Genomic DNA, 18904 nt, shown 5'->3' with positions numbered 1-18904 from the left:
GCGACAGCGGGGCCCTCGTACTACGGACACCCGCGACCCGAGTGAAACTATATATGATTGATGTGTATATAATGGTCTATGGTATCGGATGGCGTCCTCACACGGTGGTATCGCAATCGCATCGGCACACCGACGACAGACGACGAGGTGTACGGGTACTGGCTGTTCGTGGTCGGGTTGGTCCTCGGGACGGTCGGGGTCGCGCTGTTCTACGCCGCCGCCCCACGCTCGGGACTGCGCGAAGTCGGCTACGTCCTCGGGGCGCTCGGATTCGCGTCGCTGTTCGTCGGGCCGACGCTCCGACTCCCGCTCTCACGACGCGCGCTGTTTGTCTCGTACGCTGGCGCAGTCGTCTGTTTGGTCGCGACGATATGGTTCACGACGATCTATCCGGCGGCGTGGAACGGACCGGAGGGCAACCCGGCGGTCACGCTGTACGTCGTCGGTCTGGCGCTGGCGGCCATCGGGGCGGTGCTGGCACCGCTGTTGACCGGGCGACAGGAAGAGTACGAGCGGGTCCACGAGGAAGCGGCCGCTGCGACCGAAGCGGCCGAGCAGTCGAACGAGCGGGCCCAACGGGCAAGCGAGCAGGCCGAGCAGTCGAACGAGCGTGCCGAGCAGGCGACCGAGCAGGCCGAGCGGACGGCCAGCGAGCGTGACGCGCTGGCCGAGGAACTGGCGGCGAGTGAATCCGAACGCGAATCGCTCTCGACGGCGCTCGACGCCACCGAGGCCGAGTTGGATGTCGCACAGGCGACTCTCGCCGCGGCGATGGACAGCAAGGGAACCTTCGAGATGTACGCCGACAAGGCCGGCAAGTATCGCTGGCGACTCCGCCACCGGAACGGCAACGTCATCGCCGACAGCGCGCAGGGGTACGCCTCGCGACAGAAAGCCATGCAAGGGCTCCGAAGCGTCCAGACGAACGCCGCCGGGGGCGCTGTCGTGTTCCTGGAGTCGGCCACCGAGGAGGACACAGCCGAGGACGTGCCCGAAGTCCCGGCCCCCGAGAGTCAGGGACGTTCGAACTGTTCGAGGACAACGCCGGCGAGTTCCGCTGGCGGCTCCGTCACGACAACGGAAACGTCATGGCCGACAGCGGAGAGGGATACGTCTCGAAGTCCAACGTCCGTCGGGCGCTGAAGAGCGTCCGGGCGCACGTGCCCGGAGCGGCCTACCTCAAGGTCGACCCCGTCGCCTTCGAGGTGTACGTGGACAGGGCCGGGCAGTACCGGTGGCGGCTCCTCCACAGGAACGGCGAGATTCTGGGCGACAGCGGCGAGGGGTACGCGACTCGGGCGAAAGCCCGACGGGCAGCTGAACTGGTCCGGTCCACCGCTCCGACCGCCGAAGTGGGCGAGGCGTTCGAGGTGTACGAGGACAACGCTGGCGAGTTCCGCTGGCGCCTGTTCGACGGCGAGGAGATTATCGCCGACAGCGGCGAGGGGTACACCGAACGCAACAAGGCGGTCCGCGCGGTCGAGCGCGTCCAGTCGTACGCGGCAGACGCCGACCTGCTGACGATCGGGAACGCCATCTTCGAGATATACGAGGACCGCGCCGAAGAGTGGCGCTGGCGACTCCGCCACCGCAACGGCGAGATTATCGCCGACAGCGGCGAGGGGTACCCCAAGCGAAGCAGAGCGGTCGCGGCCATCGAGCGGGTCAAGCGCCACGCGCCGGGTGCGGACCACCAGGAAGTGTAGGCCGGTCGCGCCCCGTTCGGCGAACGCTTATGCTTCGGAGCGACGAAGTCACAGTTATATGACAGTCGATTCCCTCGAGGCGGCCGGCATCACGGAGATGGACGACACGGACATCGAGGACTTCCTCTCGAGTCAGCGCTTCGGCGTGCTGGGCCTCCCGACGGGGGAGGCCCCGTACCTGGTGCCGATATCGTTCGGCTACGCGGACGGCGTGCTCTACTTCACCTTCATCGGCGGTCCGAAGAGCGAGAAGCGGGTCCTGATGACAGACGCCGAGCTGGCCACGTTCCTCGTCCTGGACGTCGCCTCGATGTTCAGCTGGGAGAGCGTGGCCCTGACCGGGCGGCCCGAACGCGTCCCGGAGTCCGAGTGGGAGGACCTGGCCGACGTCCTCGACGGAGTCTGGCGCCCGGAGGTGTTCGCGGCCGCCCTGGAGTCCGAGGAGATCGCCATCTTCCGGTTCGACGTCGAGGAGCGAAGCGGCATCAGGCACACGGGCCTCCCGGAGGGGTTCCGGAACGTCTGACCCGCGACAACGCCTCGCGCGCTGTCGGGAGTTTGTGAGGGTTTAACAGCGGCGGTGCCCTTGCAACAGGCATGCCAACACCCGTCATCGTCGGGGCGGTCCGGACACCGCAGGGGAAAGAGGACGGCGCGTTCGCCGACGTCCGCAGCGAGGACCTCTCGATACCGCTCGTGAACCAGTTGCTCACAGACACCGGCGTCGAACCGGCCGCGGTCGACGACCTGCTGTGGGGGTGTGCCCAGCAGCGTGGCGAACAGGGCAACAACCTGGCCCGTGTCGTCGCCCTGCTGTCCGAGCTGGGCGAGGACGTCCCCGGCGCGACCGTCAACCGCTGGTGTGCCTCCTCCGCGGAGGCGCTGATGCGGGCGGCCGACGCCGTCGCGGCCGGGCAGCGCGAGGTGCTCATCGCCGGCGGCGTCGAATCGATGTCCCGCGTGAAGATGGGTGAGAACACCCACAACGTCCACCCGGGTATCGCCGAGCACTACAACATCGGCGAGCTCAGCATGGGGATGACCGCCGAGAAGGTCGCCGACCAGAAGGGAGTCGACCGACAGCGCCAGGACGAGTACGCGCTGCGCAGTCACGAACGGGCGGCCGACGCGACGGACTCGGGCCGGTTCGCCGAGGAGATCGTCCCCATCGAGACCGACGCGGGCACCGTCGCCGAGGACGAGGGCATCCGCCGCGACACCACGCTCGAGAAACTCGCCTCGCTCCCGACCGTCTTCAAATCGGACGGGACGGTCACCCCCGGGAACGCCTCGCAGGTCTCCGACGGCGCGGCCGGACTGCTGGTCACGACCCGCGAGTTCGCCGAGGAACGCGACCTCGACGTCCTCGCGGAGGTCGGCGCCCACGAGGTCGTCGGCGTCGACCCGACGGTGATGGGCATCGGGCCGGTGCCCGCGGTGCGCAAACTGGGCGAGCGCGTCGGCCGCGACCCGTCGGAGTACGACCTGGTCGAACTGAACGAGGCCTTCGCCTCGCAGTGTCTCTACTGCAAGGACGAGCTAGGTTTCGACGACGAGGTCTTCAACGTCAACGGTGGCGCCATCGCCATCGGGCACCCGCTGGGGGCCTCCGGGGCCCGCCTGCCGGTGACGCTCGTCCACGAGATGAACCGCCGCGACGCCGAACTGGGCCTCGCCACCGAATGTGTCGGCTTCGGACAGGGCGCGGCTGTCGAGTTCCACCGGCCCTAGTATCCCGCGAGCGCAGCGAGCGGGATCACCGGCCCGAGCGAAGCGACGGGCCGGCCTTTTTCGCCCACGTTCGGTAGAGCGAAGCTCTACCGCAGCCCATCAGAAATCTCCGATTTCTGAGGACGTTTTTCGAGGAGTGGTCGCCGCAGGCGACCCGACGATGAAAAAGGTGGCAGGGCACGGCTATCGAGTTCCACGCATCCTGACCCGACGGGGGGACATCCTTCCAGGGCGGTTCGGGGGCCTTACTCGCCGCGTCGATACCAGAGCGACACCCGTCCGGCGGTGTCCGCCCCTGCCTGCCGGCGGCGCGGGCCCGGCAACGTCCGGCCCCGACTCCCATTACCCCGCTCATAACAATGACTACGGAGCGTCTATCGGTGAGTAATGAGCACCAACTGGCGCACCGCCGCCGGCGACGGGCCCGTCGCCGGCGGGGACCCCCTCCCCCAGGACGACTTCGCCGACGAGGTCCTCGTCGCCGAGGCCGAACCGACGGCGAACGGCCCGCCTCGGGTGCTCCTCTACCCGAAAGCGGCGCCGGCACACCGAGTGGCCGACCAGTGGGTGGCCGTCGACGCGGCCACGCTCGTCGACGTCGAGGCCGTAAGGTGACCCAGTTCCGGGTAACGGGGTGGTAACAATACAGCCGTTGAGCGACGGACCCTACATGGGCGCGGACCACTGGTACACGGTCGAGGGCGGACCGACGGCGGACCCGTCGGACGGCGTTTTGCCGGCAGTGGTCCGGACGCGCTCGGACGGGACCGACCGGTACATCTGTTACGACGACAGCCGCGGGGCGGCCGCGGACACGGCGTGGCTCTCGGTGGACGCCGACACGGCAGTCTCGCTGCTGGAGTGGCGCTGAGCCGTCGTATCCGTCCGCCACTTCGACCGCGCGGTGCCGGAGTGTCGAACTGGCCGAGGGGGAGTCGCTCTCAGTACGTGTCGACGTCGGTCCCGACCGAACAGACGTACTCGCCGGTCGCGACCTGCGGGAGGCGCCGCGAGCGCCAGAAGATGCCCGCCGAGTCGGCGGTAATTTCGGCTTTCGTCTCGCCGAAGACGTCGGTCACCTCGAACAGCGCCTGCCCGCGCGAGACCCGCTCGCCGAGGTCGACCTGGAAGTCCACGAGCCCGCCGACCGGCGAGCCGTACTGTTCGAAGCCGCTGGCGCGGGTCTGTGGCCGGGGCCGGCACTGCCCGTCGAGGAAGCCGTAGTAGCGCAGGACGTTGAACATCCCATCGACGCCGGCCCGGATGGAGTCCTCGTCCCAGCCGACGGCCCCGCCCAGTTCCGGGTCGATAGTGGGGACGCCGTCGTCCGGGGCCGTCCGGGCCAGCTGGCCGTCGGGGCCCTTCTGGTCTAAGATGTAGCCGCAACCGAACACGCGGGCGAGCTCGAGACACTCCTCGTGGAGGTGGTGGCGCGAGCCACAGCGGACCCGACACTCGTCTATCATCCGTGAGGTCGACCCCTGGTGGAGGTCGACGACCAGGTCGGCACTCACCGCCGCGTCGTAGGTGGCCGCGGCGATGCGTTCGCTCGAGGTGCCGTTTTCGTCGCCCGGGTAGGCCCGGTTCATCTTCGTGTCGTCGATGGGGTTGCGGTGCTCCGCGACCTGGAAGGCGTGGTAGTTGACGACGCCACAGACGAGAATCGTCCCCGAGACGTCGGCGGGGTCGAGTCGCGGGAGCAGTCGCCGGACGACGCCGACGCCGTTCAACTCGTCGCCGTCGCTCGCGGCCTGCACGTAGAGTCGCTTCCCGTCGGCGGCGCCGTTGACCACGGCGACCGGGAGACCTACGGGACTCCCGTCCCGCGTCTCCCCGACCGTCAGGCGCCCCGTGTCCACTTCGCCAGGCGCAGCACTGGCGGTGCCGAACGTTTCCATTGCGCCCACTTTCGTGACGGGCGTTTTTACTGGTTCGGATTTCGCTCATCCGGCCCGACGCGGACCGACGGCGTCATTTGGGTCGCGGCCGTACCGGCGCTCGTGTCAGACTCCGACGGACAGCGACAGAGCGGCAAGGCCGCCATGGTCGCGGCGCTGAACGTCCCCCGGAACGCGAAAGTCGGCTTCGCGGGCGCGCTGGTAGTGACCGCCGCGATATTCGGGCTCTTCGTCCTGCCGGGGACCCAGCGGCCGGCGTATCTCTACCTCGCGCTGGCGTTCGTCCTCGCGGCGTCGCTCGGGGGACTGTTGACGGTACTGTTGACCGTCGTCTCGGCGGTCAGACTCGCCCGGGCCGACGCCCCCTGACTACTGGCCGGCCAGGTCGGTCAGGCGCTCGGACCCCGAGCGGGTCCCCTTCGCGATGAGGACGTCTCCCGCCCGCAGCGGCGTCTCCGGCCCCGGCGAGACGACCCAGTCGGCGTCCTCGCGGCCGGTCCGGGCGCTCTCGCCGGCCCGCCGGATGGCGATGATGCGCATCCCCGTCGCCGTCTTCACTTCGGCGTCGCCGATGGTGGTGCCCGCGAGGGCGCTGTCGGCGGTGACCGTCGTCCGCACGATTATCTCGTCGGACTCCTGGACGGCCTCGGCGACGACCGGGTGGGTCGAGAGGCCCCGCATCACGCCCTCGCTTATCTCCTGGGCGGCGTCGGAGATGACCTCCGTCGACCGGGCCAGGTGGACCAGCCCCCGCAGCGAGACGGGGTCGTCGATGTCGGCGGCCGCCCGGAGCACCCACACCTCGAAGCGGGACTGCAGGGCGTCGACCTCCGCCTCCAGTTCCATGACCTCCTCGGCGACCTCCTGGCTGTCGAACAGCACCGCGCCGTAGGCCAGGTCGACGGCGAGCTCGCCCATGTCCTTCATGACGACGATGGAGTCGACGGCCCGCTCTAAGTCCTGTAGGCCCGCCGCCGGCGGGTCGGGCGGGTCGTAGTCGTCGCCGGTCGCCTCGCGGTAGATATCGGTCACGCCGCTTTCCGGCCCTCGAAAGAGCACCACGTCGTCGGCCTCGATGGCCGTCTCGCGGTCGGGGTTGAACAGCCACGTCCCCTGGCGCCGGATGGCGATGACGCGCACGCCCGTGTTCGTCTCTAAGTTCAGCGCACCCAGCGTCTCGCCGGCCAGCGGCGAGTCGGGGGCGACGGTCGCCCGGACCAGCGTCTCGACGGCCTCCGGCAGCGCCGCCCGCATGGACTCGGGCAGGCCGATGTCCTCTAAGACCACCTTCGCGATGTCGCCGGCGGCGTCGCTGATCTTCTCCGCGGCGCCGACCATCCCCAGCACCGGGGCCAGCGCCTCAGCGTCGTCGGTCGACCGACACGCCATCAGCATGCTCATCCGGGCGCGCATCTGGAGGACGTCCATCTTCGACTCCAGTTCCAGCACCTCGGCGGCCACGTCGTCGCTCCCGAGCAGCACCGCCGAGTACGAGAGGTCGATGAGCAGCTCCGCGGTGTCTTTCATCTCGGCCAGCACCGCCTTGACGCTGACCGGTTCGTACTCGACGGATACCGTCGGGTCCATGGCCGTCGGTTCGGCGCCGCCGAGGAAAAACGTTCCTCACCGCACGGGGTCGGGCCGGCTGTGACCCCGTCACGGACAGCCGGCGAAACCTTGACGTTCGGCAGTATCTGGCCACGAGAGGTGGACATTGTCGCAACAGCCCCCGACGCCACACGTGTGAGTGTGTGAGACGAAGGCGATGAAAGAAAATGTTTTTCCCGGCAGGTATGGTACCGTTCGGGTATGTCCGACGACCTCAAAAAAGGGCTCGAGGGAGTCCTCGTCGCCGAATCCGATCTGAGCATGATCGACGGCGACGTGGGCAAGCCGTCTACCGCGGGTACACCATCGAGGACCTCGCGAAGGGCGCCAGTTACGAAGAGGTGCTGTATCTGCTCTGGCACGGCCATCTCCCGGACGAGGCCGAACTGGCTGACTTCGAGGAGGCGATGGTGAGCGAGCGGGCCGTCGACGACGGACTGGTGGCGACGGTCCGCGAACTGGCCGAGTCCGGCGAGGAGCCGATGGCCGCGCTCCGGACGGCCGTCTCGATGCTCTCGGCGTACGACCCCGCACCCGAGGACGCCGAACCGACGGACGAGGCCGTCAACCTCGCGAAGGGGCGCCGCATCACGGCCAAGATCCCGACCATCCTCGCCGCCTTCGCCCGCATCAGGAACGACGAGGAGCCGGTCGAGCCCCGAGCGGACCTCGGTCACGCCGCGAACTTCCTCTACATGCTCAACGGCGAGGAACCCGACGACGTGCTGGCCGACGTCTTCGACCAGGCGCTCGTCCTCCACGCCGACCACGGCCTCAACGCCTCGACGTTCTCGGCGATGGTCACGGCCTCGACACTATCGGACGTCCACAGCTCCGTCACCTCAGCCATCGGCACACTGAAAGGCCCCCTCCACGGCGGCGCCAACCAGGACGTCATGGAGATGCTCAAAGAGGTCGACGACGCCGACCAGGACCCCCTCGAGTGGGTCCAGGCGGCGCTGGACGAGGGACGGCGCGTCTCCGGCTTCGGCCACCGCGTCTACAACGTCAAGGACCCGCGCGCGAAGATTCTCGGCGAGCGCTCGAAAGAGCTGGGCGAGGCCGCCGGGTCGCTGAAATGGTACGAGATGTCCACCACCATCGAGGACTACCTCATGGAGGAGAAGGGGCTGGCCCCCAACGTCGACTTCTACTCGGCCTCGACGTACTACCAGATGGGCATCCCCATCGACATCTACACCCCCATCTTCGCGATGTCCCGCGTCGGCGGCTGGGTCGCCCACGTGCTGGAGTACATCGAGGACAACCGCCTCATCCGCCCGCGTGCCCGTTATACCGGCCCCGACACGGACGAGACGACGTTCGTCCCGCTCGAGGAACGGTAAGCAGGAGTCGTCACCGGCCCGAGCGAAGCGACGGGCCGGGTTTTTCGCCCACGTTTTTCGAGGCGTGGTGTGCGAAGCGAAGCGAGCACACCCAACGACGAAAAAGGTGGAGGGCGAGCGGCTGATCCGCCCGCGTGCCCGTTATACCGGCCCCGACACGGACGAGACGACGTTCGTCCCGCTCGAGGAACGGTAGCCCGACGGTGTCGTACCCGCGGCACGTGACCGAACGCGAGTGCAACGAGCGTTCGGCTTTTTGGTCCAGATTTTTCGAGGCGGGTTCCCGCAGCGAGCCGACGGCTCGCGAGGAAACCCAACGACGAAAAAGGTGGAGGGCGAGCGGCTGATCCGCCCGCGTGCCCGTTATACCGGCCCCGACACGGACGAGACGACGTTCGTCCCGCTCGAGGAACGGTAGACGTCGAATCGGAGGGGTTCAGTCCCGCTACCCGAACAGGTCGGTAAAGCGGTCGACGCCCTCGTCGGTGCCCGCGATGACGAGTTGGTCCGTCGAGTCGATGTGGACGTCGGGCCCGAGGTCCGTCAGCACGTCGCCGTTGCGCTCGACGGCGATGACCGTACACCCCGTCCGCGAGCGGATGTCGGCCTCGCCCAGCGTCGTCTCGCCCAGTCGCTGCGGCGAGACGCGGACGATCTCGACCTGCTGGTCCATCGAGATGACGTCTTCCTCCTCTAAGATGGTCGAGGCGAGCATCCGTCCGCTGACCGTCGCCAGCGAGAGGACGTAGTCGGCGCCGGCGCGGTACATCTTCTTGACGTTGTTGGTCTCCTCGGCGCGGGCGATGACCTCCACGTCGGGGTCCAGGTCCCGGACGACGAGCGTCGCGAACTCCGTCTCGGTGTCCTGAGAGATAGCGAGGATGACCGTTCGGGCCTCGTCGATGCGGGCGGCCTGGAGCACCTCCGGTTCGGTGGCGTCGCCGACCACGTCGACGCCGGGCTTGTCCTCCCGGTCGAGGACGGTGTGGGGGACCCCGGTGGTGGTCAGCGCCGCGGTGACGGTCTGTCCTACCTCGCCGTAGCCGACGACGACGGTCTTGCCCCGCTTGAAGTCGTGGACCGACGACATCGTCATCTCCTTGAGCCGTTCGAGCTGTGACTCGGTCCCCGACGCCAGCAACACGGTGCTCCCGTCGAGTTCGGCGTCCGGCGAGGGTGGACTGACGAACTGCCCGCGGAACCAGGCGCCGATGACGTTGACGCCCGTTCGCTCGCGGATGCCGCTGTCCTCGAGCGTCGTCCCCACCAGGTCGCTCCCGCGGTGGATCGGGAGTTCGGCGATGTCGAAGTCCTCGCCCACCTCGATGGAGTCGCCCAGCGTCGTCGAGACGCCCGTCGTGACCTTGCTGGCGAGGCTCTCGCCGAGGATGCGACGGGGAGAGACGACGGCGTCGGCCCCCGCCAGGTCGTGGTACTTCGCGCGACTGGGCTCCTCGACGACGCTGACGGTCTGGACCGATTCGTCGACCTCGCGGGCCGTGAGGATGATGCTCGTGTTGACCTGGTCGGAGGCGTCGGCGACCAGCGAGCGCGCCGAGGAGAGGCAGGCCCCCCGGAGCCCATCGACCGACTGGGGGTCGGCGTGGATGACGTGGTACCCCTCGGCGTACAGCTCGTTCGCCCGGTCGCGGTCGGCCTCGACGATGACGTACGGGACGTCCCAGGTCTCGAGTTCGGTGACCAGCGTCTCCCCGCGGGGGGTAAATCGGCAGATGACGACGTGGTCCGACAGGTCCCTCGACACGCGTCGGCGCGGAGGTCGCCATCGCCTCCTCGAACAGCGGGAACAGCAACACCGGCAGCGCCAGGAAGATGAGCACGACGCCGGTGACGTCCATCACGATGACAAGCAGGCGCATCCCCGTGCTCTCCCAGGGCGAATCGGAGCCAAAGCCCGTGGTGGTGAACGTTTCGACGACGACCTGTAGCGAGTGGAGGAAGTCCCGGGGGTCCGACTCCCAGGCCGTCATCCCGTAGTCGTAGGCGACGGCGTAGGCGACGATGACGACCGCCAGCCCTGCGACGTAGTAGGCGGTCCGCCGCATCCAGGTGTCCATCTACCGGTACGTGGCCCAGTGGCGATAAAACAGTTCTGCCGCCGTCCCGCGATGTCGGTGCCCGTTCCCGCAGATCTAACACCTCCCGACGAGTAGGGCCGGGCATGCTCTCGTTCGAGGACGTGCTGGCGGCCCAGGACCGGGTGAGCCAGACGGCGCGCCACACACCGCTGGACTACTCGCACACCTTCTCTGCGATGACCGGCGCGGACGTCCACCTCAAGCTCGAGCTGTTCCAGCGCACGGGGTCGTTCAAGATCCGCGGGGCGACCAACCGCATCGCGACCCTCTCACCGGCGGAACGCGAGAACGGTGTCGTCACCGCCAGCGCGGGCAACCACGCCCAGGGGGTCGCCCTGGCCGCGACGCGCATCGGCGTCGACTCGAAGATCGTCATGCCCGAGCACGCGCCGGTCTCGAAGGTCAAGGCCACCCGCAGTTACGGCGGCGAGGTCGTTCTCGCGGGCCGGGACTACGACGCCGCGGCCGAGCGCGCCCACGAGATCGAGCGCGAGGAGGGCCGGACCTACATCCACGCCTTCGACGACGAGCAGGTCATGGCCGGCCAGGGGACCATCGGCCTCGAGATATACGACGACCTGCCCGAGATCGAGACGGTGGTCGTCCCCATCGGCGGCGGGGGCCTCATCAGCGGCGTCGCCACCGCGCTGAAGGGCAAGCGCGAGGACATCCGCGTCGTCGGCGTCCAGGCCGAGGGCGCCTCCAGCGTCGCCGAGTCGCTGCGCAAGGGGCGCCGGGTCCAGCGCAACGCCGTCGAGACCATCGCCGACGGCATCGCCACCCGGACCGTCGGCGAGAAGACCTTCGAGATCATCCAGGACCGCGTCGACGAGGTGGTGACCGTCACCGACCCCGAGATAGCGGTGGCGCTGACGACGCTGCTCGAGCGTTCGAAGACCCTCGCCGAGGGCGCCGGTGCCGTCGCGCTCGCCGCGGTCCTCGAGGAGACGTTCGACTACGACGACGGCGAGACCGTCGTCCCGGCGCTGTGTGGGGGCAACATCGACCTGAACATGCTGACCAACGTCGTCATGCGGGGCCTGGTCGAGACCGGGCGCTATCTCAAGCTGCGGACGGTCCTCAAGGACCGGCCCGGCGCGCTCGAGGAACTGGTCGAAATTATCTCGGCCCAGCGGGCCAACATCTACGCCATCGAGCACGACCGGACCAGTCGCGACGTGGCGATGAACGACGCCGAGGTGGAACTTGACCTCGAAACCCGGGGCCCCGAGCACGTCGAGACGCTGCTCTCGGCGCTTCGCGAGCACGGCTACGAGGTCGACGTGCTGGTCTGAGCCCGGCCCACTCGGGATTTATTAGCCAGGCGGTCCCCGCTCCGGTATGAGAGAGATCGTCAGTACCGACGAGGCGCCCGCCGCCGTCGGCGCGTACAGCCAGGCGACGACCACCGACGACCTCGTGTTCACCGCCGGCCAGATTCCGCTGACTCCCGACGGTGACCTGCTGGACGGGGCCGCCGTCGACGTCCAGACCGAACAGGCCCTGGAGAACGTCGCCGCCATCCTCGCCGAGGCGGACACCGACATGGACAGCGTCCTGAAGGTGACCGTGTTCCTGGCCGACATCGACGACTTCGACGCGATGAACGACACCTACGAGACGTTCTTCGACGACGAGCCGCCCGCCCGCTCGGCCGTCGCCGTCAAGGACCTCCCGAAGGGCGTCGCCGTCGAGATCGAGGCCGTGGCCGCCCGGTAGATGCGGCCGCGAACGAAATCCAGCCTGCTGTGGGGCGCCGTCGGCGGCCTCGCCTTCCTCGTCTTGCTCCAGGGCTACGAACTGCTCGCAGCGCGACCGCTCGCCCTCGGCGTGAAGTTCGGCGTCGCCGCACTGGTCGCGGCCGGCGCGACGGGCCTGACCTACCTGACGCAGGCCCGCCTGCCCGGAAACGAAAGTCCTTAACCACCCGCCGTCTGATGCTCGAGTGCGAGCCAGGATGGCCGAACGGTAAGGCGCACGCCTGGAAAGCGTGTTCCCTTTCGGGATTCTGGGTTCAAATCCCAGTCCTGGCGCTTCTCCCGCGAACAACGCCGACGAGCACCTTGTGTGCTCGTCACCCGCGAGCGGTGTGAACCACCGCAGTGGACTTTGAATCCCAGGAAATCGCAGCGCGAACGGAGTGAGCGATCGTCTTCCTCCGGTTCAAATTCCGGTCCCGACGGATCACCTTTTTTCTCGTCGGGTTGCCTCACGAGCCGTCGGCTCGCTGGGGGGACCCGCCTCGAAAACCGCGGTCGTGCCGATCGAAGCACGGCTCGGAAGACGAGCCCCGCGAGTCTTCCGGCGGCGAAAGCGACGAAATCGCCGCGCAGCGGCGATTCCGTGAAACCACTCGCTTCGCTTGCGGGAGAGACACGACAGCGAATATCCGTACTCAGACGACAGCAGATGGCATTTTTTGACTGTGTCGATGGATTACCGTCGGATCAATTGTCAAAAGCAAGAAGTATGAATCTGAAAGCTGGCGTGCACATGAACTGCAGCGGGTGAGACTCAGAAATGATGACAGTCAACACACTGAATAGTCTGTGTTCGTGTCGCTCTTATCATGGTCAGCGAGCAGCAGCTCGAGTCGTGGGCGACGGCCGCCGACGAGACCCCGGACGAGGTCGTAGACGAGGTGCCGGCAATCGCAGCCGAGACAGACCGGGCGGACGCGAGCGAGCGTAACCAGGCAATGCTCGCGCTCGCGCGCGTCGCACTCGCGCACCCGGACGCAGTCGCGGACGTCCGTCCGGCAGTGGTCGATCGCCTCTCGGACGCCCACGAAGTCGTCCGCCACAACGCGGCTCTGACGCTCGAACGCGTCGCGAGCGACCACCCCGACCGTCTGCTCGGAGCCCTCCACCCGATCGCGGGCCGACTCGGCGACACGGAGAGCGACGTCCGCAACAAGGCCGGTGACGTGTTGGAAGCCGTCGCCGAGACGCATCCGGAGGCGGTGGCGGACGCCGTCGAGACCGTATTGGCGGATCTGGCCGTTGACCTCGACGACGAGCCCGAGGCCCGGAACACCGCGACCGCGGGGTTCGTCGTCGCCGCGAAGGTGACACCGGGTGTCGTCGCCACCCACTGTGACGCCCTCGTCGGGCGGTTCGACGACGACCACGTCGGGCCTCGGTATCACGCGACGCTGGCGCTCAAGAGGGTCGCGACCCGTGATCCCGACGCTGTGAGCGAGCACGCGGCCGCGTTCGCGGGCCAGCTCGACGACGAGGACGAGGACGTCAGGGAACTGGCTGCCCACGCGCTCTCCGCTATCGCGGACGCGGACCCCGGGGCGGTTGCACCAGTGGCCGACGCGTTCGATCAGGCAGTCACGGACGACCACGACGAGACGCGGTACTACACCATCGATGCCCTGCGCGCGGTCGTCGCGGACCACCCAGATGCGGTCGCGTCTCACGCCGACGAACTCGTCGAGGCACTGGCGCTGGGGCCAGACTACGTCAGCGAAGTTGCCGCCGACACGCTGACCGACCTCGTCGGGGCCGACCGAGAGGCAGTCACGACAGCCCTGACGGACGCGGGTGTTGCCGTCGACGGAGACCCTGGAAGCACTGTCGCGTCGATCCGGCGGGGGGATACGACCGTCCCGGCCCACGAAGACGACGCTGATGGCGATAGCGCCCTGGAGGATGTCCTCGATGGCAGCCGGACGAGCATCGAATCGGTCATCGGCGCGGTCGGGGAAGTCATCGACGACGATCCGTCGGTCGGCGACGTGTCGGCGACGGCGGACTACGTCGCCGACGAGGCGGTCACCCTCGAAGACGGACGTGACGGCTGTGTCTACACCCGCGAGATCGGCATCAAGACCTGGAAGTGTCCTCACGAACGGAGAGAGGGGAGCGAGTTCTGTACGTTCCACGCACCCATAAGCGAAAAGGACGACGAGGTGGTCACGGAGGCGCTGCTGGAGACGCTGACGAGCGAGGGTCGTCGCAAGAAGGAACTCGTGGGAGCCAGATTCGGCGACGTGGACCTCTCGTTTGCCATTCTCGGGACGGGGGACAACTTCCCGATCGACCTGCGACACGCCCACGTCGAGGGGGACCTCTCGTGCCGGCGGTTGACCGTCAGCCAGCCCCTGAAGGCGGAGGGCCTGACCGTGACGGGGCGGACCGACTTCGAGATAGCGACCTTCGAGATGCTTGCCGACTTCGAGGACGCCGTCTTCGGGGCCGCGTCGTTCGGTGAAAGTACCTTCGAGGGGAACACCTACTTCGACGGCGGCCGCTTCGCGGGGGAGACGACGTTTTCCGGGGCGCGGTTCACCGAGAAGGCCGGGTTCGAGGGGACGACCGTGGAAGGAGCGGCGTCGTTCGGGAAGCTGACAGTCGAAGATACGCTCGACATGACCGACGCCACGTTCGAACAGGGCGTGAAACTGACCGGAACGAAGGCCCGCCGGCTCCACCTCCACGATGCGACGATCGGCGGGGACTGTAACGTCCGGTCGCTCACCACGACACAATCAGTCCGGGTCAGCGGCCTGGCGGTCAGCGGGGATTTCATCCTCGGGAAAGCGACCATCGAAAGTTCGATACAGGGCGACGAGATACGCATTGGCGGGGATTTCGACCTCACGAGTGCCCGCGTACGGGGGAACTTCCTGCTCGAAGAGCTACAGGTGGACGGCGATCTCACCGCCGTCGGGACCCAGGCGAGACGGGTCAGCGTGGACGGCGGGGTGGTCGGCGGCGACTGCGATCTCCAGGCGTTCCGTGCACAGGACATCTTTCGGCTCATGAACGTCGATATCGGAGGCGACTTCGACCTTCACAAGGCAACGTTCGAGAACGGCTTCCAGGCCGCGGGGACGAGTGTCGACGGCGACCTGAACGCATTTCGGCTGAGCGCCCCCGGGAACTTCCTCTTTGCCAACGGGGCGGTCGAGGGGGAGACGGAATTCAGCGAGTCCGTCTTCGAGCGGGGCGGTTCGTTCAGTGGGACGGCGTTCCGGGGCCCGGCCTCGTTTACCAGGACGACCTTCGCCCGGGTGATGTCCTTCGAGGAAGCCACGTTCCGGGCCCAGGCCACGTTCTCGACAGCCGAGTTCGAGGAGTCCGTTGATTTCACAGATACGACGTTCAGCCGGGGTGCAGACCTCAGGTGGGCGACCATCGAGCGAGGGGAGTTCACCCGGACGACGGCCGATGACGGCGTCATCGACCTCTCGGGAGCGAGGCTCGCGGGCGGGGTATCATGATCCCCGGAGGCGAGGGCGTCGTCTACGACTGTAGCGACACGACCATCGGCGATGTCACGTTGAGCGTCTTCAACGACACCGAGGCTGCAACGCTGTTCGAGCATTTCAGGTTCCTGAACACCACCTTCGACGGCTTCGATTTCGGCCCGTACAAGGAGGAGCTCTCGGCGGCCGGCTGGCAGATCCACACCGTTCTCGACGGCGCCGACATCGGAGCCGACAAGGCCGACTGGCTCGCGAACCTCGACCCCGCGGAACTCGACGACGAGCGCACGGGTTCGCTACTCGATGAGTTGCTCGACGGGTCGGGAGTCGGGGACGAGGTGATCGAACTCCTCGAGGAAGCGATCACCTACGACGATCCCGAGGAACTGCGCGACGAGTACGGGGACCTGTTTGACTTCGACGGTGGGACGCTCGACCCGGACCCCGGCGAACTCGAGAATACGTATCTCGGCGCCAAAAACGGCGCCGACCAGGTCGGCGACCGGAAAGCGGCGGCCGAGTTCTTTATCCAGGAGATGCACCACCGCCGGCACAAGAACGCGCGACTCGCCCTGACGGGTGAGGGACCGATAGAGCGGGTCACCGCGGCGGGCAAGTGGTTCGGCAACCGGCTTCTCCACTGGTCGTGTGGCTACGGCGAGCGACTCTGGCGCGTCGTCTACGTCTCGGTCGTCGCAATCGTCGTCTGGGGCCTGTTCTACGCGTTCCTCTCGCGAGGTGCCGCAGATCAGACGACCGGAATCACCACCACGGGCCTCGATGGTCCCGCGCAGTTGCTCACCCGGGAGGGACTCGTGATCCTGAGCAAGAACCTCTATTTCAGCGTCGTCACCTTCACGACGCTCGGGTACGGTGATATTCAGCCGGTCGGCCCCATCTCGCGGGCGCTCGCGAGCACCGAATCGTTCATCGGCGCGCTCCTCGTGGCGCTGGTCGTCTTCGTCATCGGCCGACGCGTCGCGTGGTGAACAGTCTCGTGGGTACGCCCCGCAACACTCGGCCGGCCCAAAATATAAAGTTATTAATATACCAGTTCCGCTCGCTACTCGCCGAGTGAGCACCACGCGAGATTCGCTCCCGTATGCAGCGCGGCCTCGACGAACTAACCAGATGTTTTCAGTACCGGCGTGTAAGATGCAGAGAGATATCGTCAGCACGATGTGAAATGCAAAAGCGTGAATATCGGAGTTTGTCGGAACCGACGACAGTCATCATACGTGTGACACACCGCGAGAGGTGGATACATTACAGGACAAGACTCCCGCGAACGAAACAATAAAAATGTATCAAAATAGATCTGTCATATGGCCTCGGAAGTGTTGTTGGAGAAGGATCCACGAGGGGCGGCAAATATAGCAGCAAACGCGACAAACCACGGCGAGATAAAAAAGAAGGAGAACAAAGTACGAAGTGGGAGACTTTGACGACGACACGTGGTATGCGACTTTCACTCGTGAACCGTTCGGATGTAAGATGAGGTACCCTTCGAAAGGTAGCAAAAAACAGGATAACGCCGTAGATAAGATGCGTGACGCTCTTTCTCCCTACGAAGTGTAATACCTCCTCGCCGACTTTCGGGTTCGTCTCCTCGAAGCCGTCGCGGTAGCAGGGCCAACCTAGCGAACCGGTATTTGTCAGTAACGGCGTGACCGATACAGAGAATCTTGTCACCACTCATATCGGAGGCGGAGATGGTATCTGGAACTCTCAGTAAGAATGGATGGACGATAGTCCGACGATGCGGACATCGGTCCAAATTGAACAAAATTAGACCGTAATCTATGTCTGTATGAAACGGAGTTGTGAAAGAAGAGTGGTATCGTAGTGTCCCAAGACCCCTTCGAAGAATTCAGTGTGCCAAATCTCATCGGCGGTCGTCAGGCCCTCTATGGGGGGATACTTGCCCACCTGGTTCTTGGAACGATCCATCTGTTGTTCCATGCTCACGAAACGGTGTTCCAGTCGCTATTCGAAGTATCAATCCTTATCGGTATACCAGCGGCGATGTTAGGGTTTCTACACCAGCGTAACGAGGATTTTACTAGCGACACGGATTATTGGCGCGGTGCAATCGGCGGATCTCTGGGAATGAGCGTAGCCTTCACACTCTATGGATTACATCTGCTTGACTCGCGGCTGTCGCCTGACGTCACCATGGAGGTCCTCACGGCTGCTGATGCCGCATTTATATTACTCATGGCCGCCAACACTGGTGGGGTCGCTGGGTTACTATTTGGCTGGCAGCAAGTGCGAGTTCGAAAACGGGCAGGACAAGTTGAGCGCGCGAAAGCGGCTGCCGAACTCTCGAATCGACACGAACAGCGGCTCCTGTTTCTCAATCGCATCCTTCGCCATCACGTGCTAAACGGGCTGACAGTCATTCTGGGAGCGGTCGAGGGGCTCAAGGATGGGAGTCCCCGGAACCGTCAACGGAGTATCGAGCTCATAGAAAATCGGAGCGAGCGAATGGCCGAGTACGTCGAGGATATCCGATCTGTGGTCACAACACTCGCCGGAGAGATACCAATTACGAACGTCAAATTGGCTGAAGTGCTGGAAGAGGAGGTCAGCGTTGCCAGGCGCATCTTTCCAGAAGCGGAATTTGATGTGAACGTCCCCGACGAGATGTACGTCAGAGGCAACGAGCTTACCGGCGTGGTTTTCGAAAACTTACTCGAAAACGCCGTCAAGCACAACGATTCCGACACGCCCAGGGTATGGAGCGACGTGACGGAAGATGAAGACGCGGTACGAGTGAGTATTGCGGATAACGGTCCCGGGATCTCGGATGAATACAAAACGGGATACTTCGAACGGGGGGAACACGGCCAGGATAGTCTCGGAGAGGGACTCGGCCTCTATTTGGCTGAAACGACCATGTCACTGAGCGACGGCGACATCTGGATTGAGGATAACGAGCCCCGGGGAACACGTGTGATATTGGAATTCCGGAAGGCTGATCGGGATATTGCTCACGGAGACGGCGCCAGTGGACAGAGAAAGACGGGTGCGGATTTGACGGAACCACCGACTGAGTGAGATTGGGGGATTTGCCCGGTGTGTACAACAACACCTGCGTCAACTACTCGACCCCTGTCAGGAACACCGTCCGAGATACAGAGCTCGGTTGCCACGGAGGCGTCCGGGTCCGGCCGGTCGGCTTTCACGACGGCGTAGCGCTCGTCCGTCCGAGACGGTGACGGCGGCCTCCACGAGGGAGTCGGCGACGTCCATGTGGGATGGATTCGCGCCCGGCCGAGAAACGTCCTCGGGTTCG

At 66.0% G+C, this 18904-nt stretch carries 13 protein-coding genes, 1 tRNA gene and 3 pseudogenes; 14 read left to right on the top strand and 3 right to left on the bottom strand.

The features are described from left to right. The first annotated feature begins 78 nt into the window (after window positions 1–78). From P1N55_RS12690 to P1N55_RS12670, 5 genes and pseudogenes are all read left to right on the top strand, one after another. Window positions 79–1706: pseudogene (locus P1N55_RS12690) on the top strand (DUF1508 domain-containing protein). A gap of 58 nt (window positions 1707–1764) precedes the next feature. Beyond that, the gene (locus tag P1N55_RS12685) at window positions 1765–2232 is read left to right on the top strand and encodes a pyridoxamine 5'-phosphate oxidase family protein (RefSeq protein ID WP_276275921.1); all 468 of its coding nucleotides are present in this window, start codon (window positions 1765–1767) and stop codon (window positions 2230–2232) included. 71 nt (window positions 2233–2303) lie between these two features. Further along, window positions 2304–3437: a thiolase family protein gene (locus tag P1N55_RS12680; RefSeq protein ID WP_276275920.1), complete on the top strand. Its 1134-nt coding sequence runs from the start codon at window positions 2304–2306 to the stop codon at window positions 3435–3437. A 387-nt stretch (window positions 3438–3824) separates the two neighbouring features. After that, the gene (locus P1N55_RS12675) at window positions 3825–4052 is read left to right on the top strand and encodes a hypothetical protein (RefSeq protein WP_276275919.1); all 228 of its coding nucleotides are present in this window, start codon (window positions 3825–3827) and stop codon (window positions 4050–4052) included. A 37-nt stretch (window positions 4053–4089) separates the two neighbouring features. Further along, complete coding sequence (locus tag P1N55_RS12670) at window positions 4090–4308, top strand: hypothetical protein (RefSeq protein ID WP_276275918.1); 219 nt, start codon at window positions 4090–4092, stop codon at window positions 4306–4308. Window positions 4309–4378: 70 nt separating this feature from the next. Here the strand turns inward: P1N55_RS12670 and P1N55_RS12665 are convergent, their stop codons facing one another. Next, window positions 4379–5335: a succinylglutamate desuccinylase/aspartoacylase family protein gene (locus P1N55_RS12665; protein WP_276275917.1), complete on the bottom strand. Its 957-nt coding sequence runs from the start codon at window positions 5333–5335 to the stop codon at window positions 4379–4381. 102 nt (window positions 5336–5437) lie between these two features. Between P1N55_RS12665 and P1N55_RS12660 the strand changes: the two genes are divergently transcribed. Further along, the gene (locus P1N55_RS12660; RefSeq protein WP_276275916.1) at window positions 5438–5704 is read left to right on the top strand and encodes a DUF7536 family protein; all 267 of its coding nucleotides are present in this window, start codon (window positions 5438–5440) and stop codon (window positions 5702–5704) included. On the opposite strand, the gene P1N55_RS12655 is transcribed toward P1N55_RS12660, so the two are convergent. Then, window positions 5705–6922 carry a potassium channel family protein gene (locus P1N55_RS12655; RefSeq protein WP_276275915.1) on the bottom strand — a complete coding sequence of 406 codons (1218 nt, stop codon included), beginning with the start codon at window positions 6920–6922 and terminating at the stop codon, window positions 5705–5707. Window positions 6923–7144: 222 nt separating this feature from the next. Between P1N55_RS12655 and citZ the strand changes: the two are divergent. Then, a pseudogene (gene citZ, locus P1N55_RS12650) lies at window positions 7145–8289 on the top strand (citrate synthase). 445 nt (window positions 8290–8734) lie between these two features. Here the strand turns inward: citZ and P1N55_RS12645 are convergent. Then, window positions 8735–10367 (bottom strand): annotated as a pseudogene (locus P1N55_RS12645) (potassium channel family protein). A gap of 104 nt (window positions 10368–10471) precedes the next feature. On the opposite strand from P1N55_RS12645, the gene ilvA reads away from it, so the two are divergent. The 7 genes from ilvA to P1N55_RS12610 all read left to right on the top strand — a co-directional run bounded on the left by ilvA (window position 10472) and on the right by P1N55_RS12610 (window position 18666). Further along, window positions 10472–11683, top strand: coding sequence for a threonine ammonia-lyase (gene ilvA, locus P1N55_RS12640; protein ID WP_276275914.1), 1212 nt, complete (start codon window positions 10472–10474; stop codon window positions 11681–11683). A gap of 46 nt (window positions 11684–11729) precedes the next feature. Then, window positions 11730–12107, top strand: coding sequence for a Rid family detoxifying hydrolase (locus P1N55_RS12635; RefSeq protein ID WP_276275913.1), 378 nt, complete (start codon window positions 11730–11732; stop codon window positions 12105–12107). Next, window positions 12108–12311 carry a hypothetical protein gene (locus tag P1N55_RS12630; RefSeq protein ID WP_276275912.1) on the top strand — a complete coding sequence of 68 codons (204 nt, stop codon included), beginning with the start codon at window positions 12108–12110 and terminating at the stop codon, window positions 12309–12311. A gap of 28 nt (window positions 12312–12339) precedes the next feature. After that, window positions 12340–12421 (top strand) — tRNA-Ser (locus P1N55_RS12625). 536 nt (window positions 12422–12957) lie between these two features. Beyond that, a complete protein-coding gene (locus P1N55_RS12620; RefSeq protein ID WP_276275911.1) occupies window positions 12958–15621 on the top strand; it encodes a pentapeptide repeat-containing protein in 2664 nt (887 codons plus the stop codon). After that, window positions 15618–16595, top strand: a complete 978-nt coding sequence (locus tag P1N55_RS12615) for a potassium channel family protein (protein WP_276275910.1) — start codon at window positions 15618–15620, stop codon at window positions 16593–16595. Before P1N55_RS12620 ends, P1N55_RS12615 begins: the two co-directional genes overlap by 4 nt. 886 nt (window positions 16596–17481) lie before the next feature. Then, on the top strand, window positions 17482–18666 hold the full coding sequence (locus P1N55_RS12610; RefSeq protein ID WP_276275909.1) for a sensor histidine kinase: 1185 nt from the start codon (window positions 17482–17484) through the stop codon (window positions 18664–18666). Window positions 18667–18904: the final 238 nt, after the last annotated feature.

The organism is Haloarcula regularis (assembly GCF_029338315.1).
Classification (GTDB): Archaea; Halobacteriota; Halobacteria; order Halobacteriales; family Haloarculaceae; genus Haloarcula; species Haloarcula regularis.
Note: the sequence above shows the minus strand (reverse complement) of the source record. Positions and strands in the feature narration are given on the sequence as shown.

Coding starts and splice junctions, on each gene's coding strand:
- P1N55_RS12685 (WP_276275921.1), top strand. CDS start 1,765: ATGACAGTCGATTCCCTCGAGGCGGCCGGCATCACGGAGATGGACGAC.
- P1N55_RS12680 (WP_276275920.1), top strand. CDS start 2,304: ATGCCAACACCCGTCATCGTCGGGGCGGTCCGGACACCGCAGGGGAAA.
- P1N55_RS12675 (WP_276275919.1), top strand. CDS start 3,825: ATGAGCACCAACTGGCGCACCGCCGCCGGCGACGGGCCCGTCGCCGGC.
- P1N55_RS12665 (WP_276275917.1), bottom strand. CDS start 5,335: ATGGAAACGTTCGGCACCGCCAGTGCTGCGCCTGGCGAAGTGGACACG.
- P1N55_RS12655 (WP_276275915.1), bottom strand. CDS start 6,922: ATGGACCCGACGGTATCCGTCGAGTACGAACCGGTCAGCGTCAAGGCG.
- ilvA (WP_276275914.1), top strand. CDS start 10,472: ATGCTCTCGTTCGAGGACGTGCTGGCGGCCCAGGACCGGGTGAGCCAG.
- P1N55_RS12635 (WP_276275913.1), top strand. CDS start 11,730: ATGAGAGAGATCGTCAGTACCGACGAGGCGCCCGCCGCCGTCGGCGCG.
- P1N55_RS12630 (WP_276275912.1), top strand. CDS start 12,108: ATGCGGCCGCGAACGAAATCCAGCCTGCTGTGGGGCGCCGTCGGCGGC.
- P1N55_RS12620 (WP_276275911.1), top strand. CDS start 12,958: ATGGTCAGCGAGCAGCAGCTCGAGTCGTGGGCGACGGCCGCCGACGAG.
- P1N55_RS12615 (WP_276275910.1), top strand. CDS start 15,618: ATGATCCCCGGAGGCGAGGGCGTCGTCTACGACTGTAGCGACACGACC.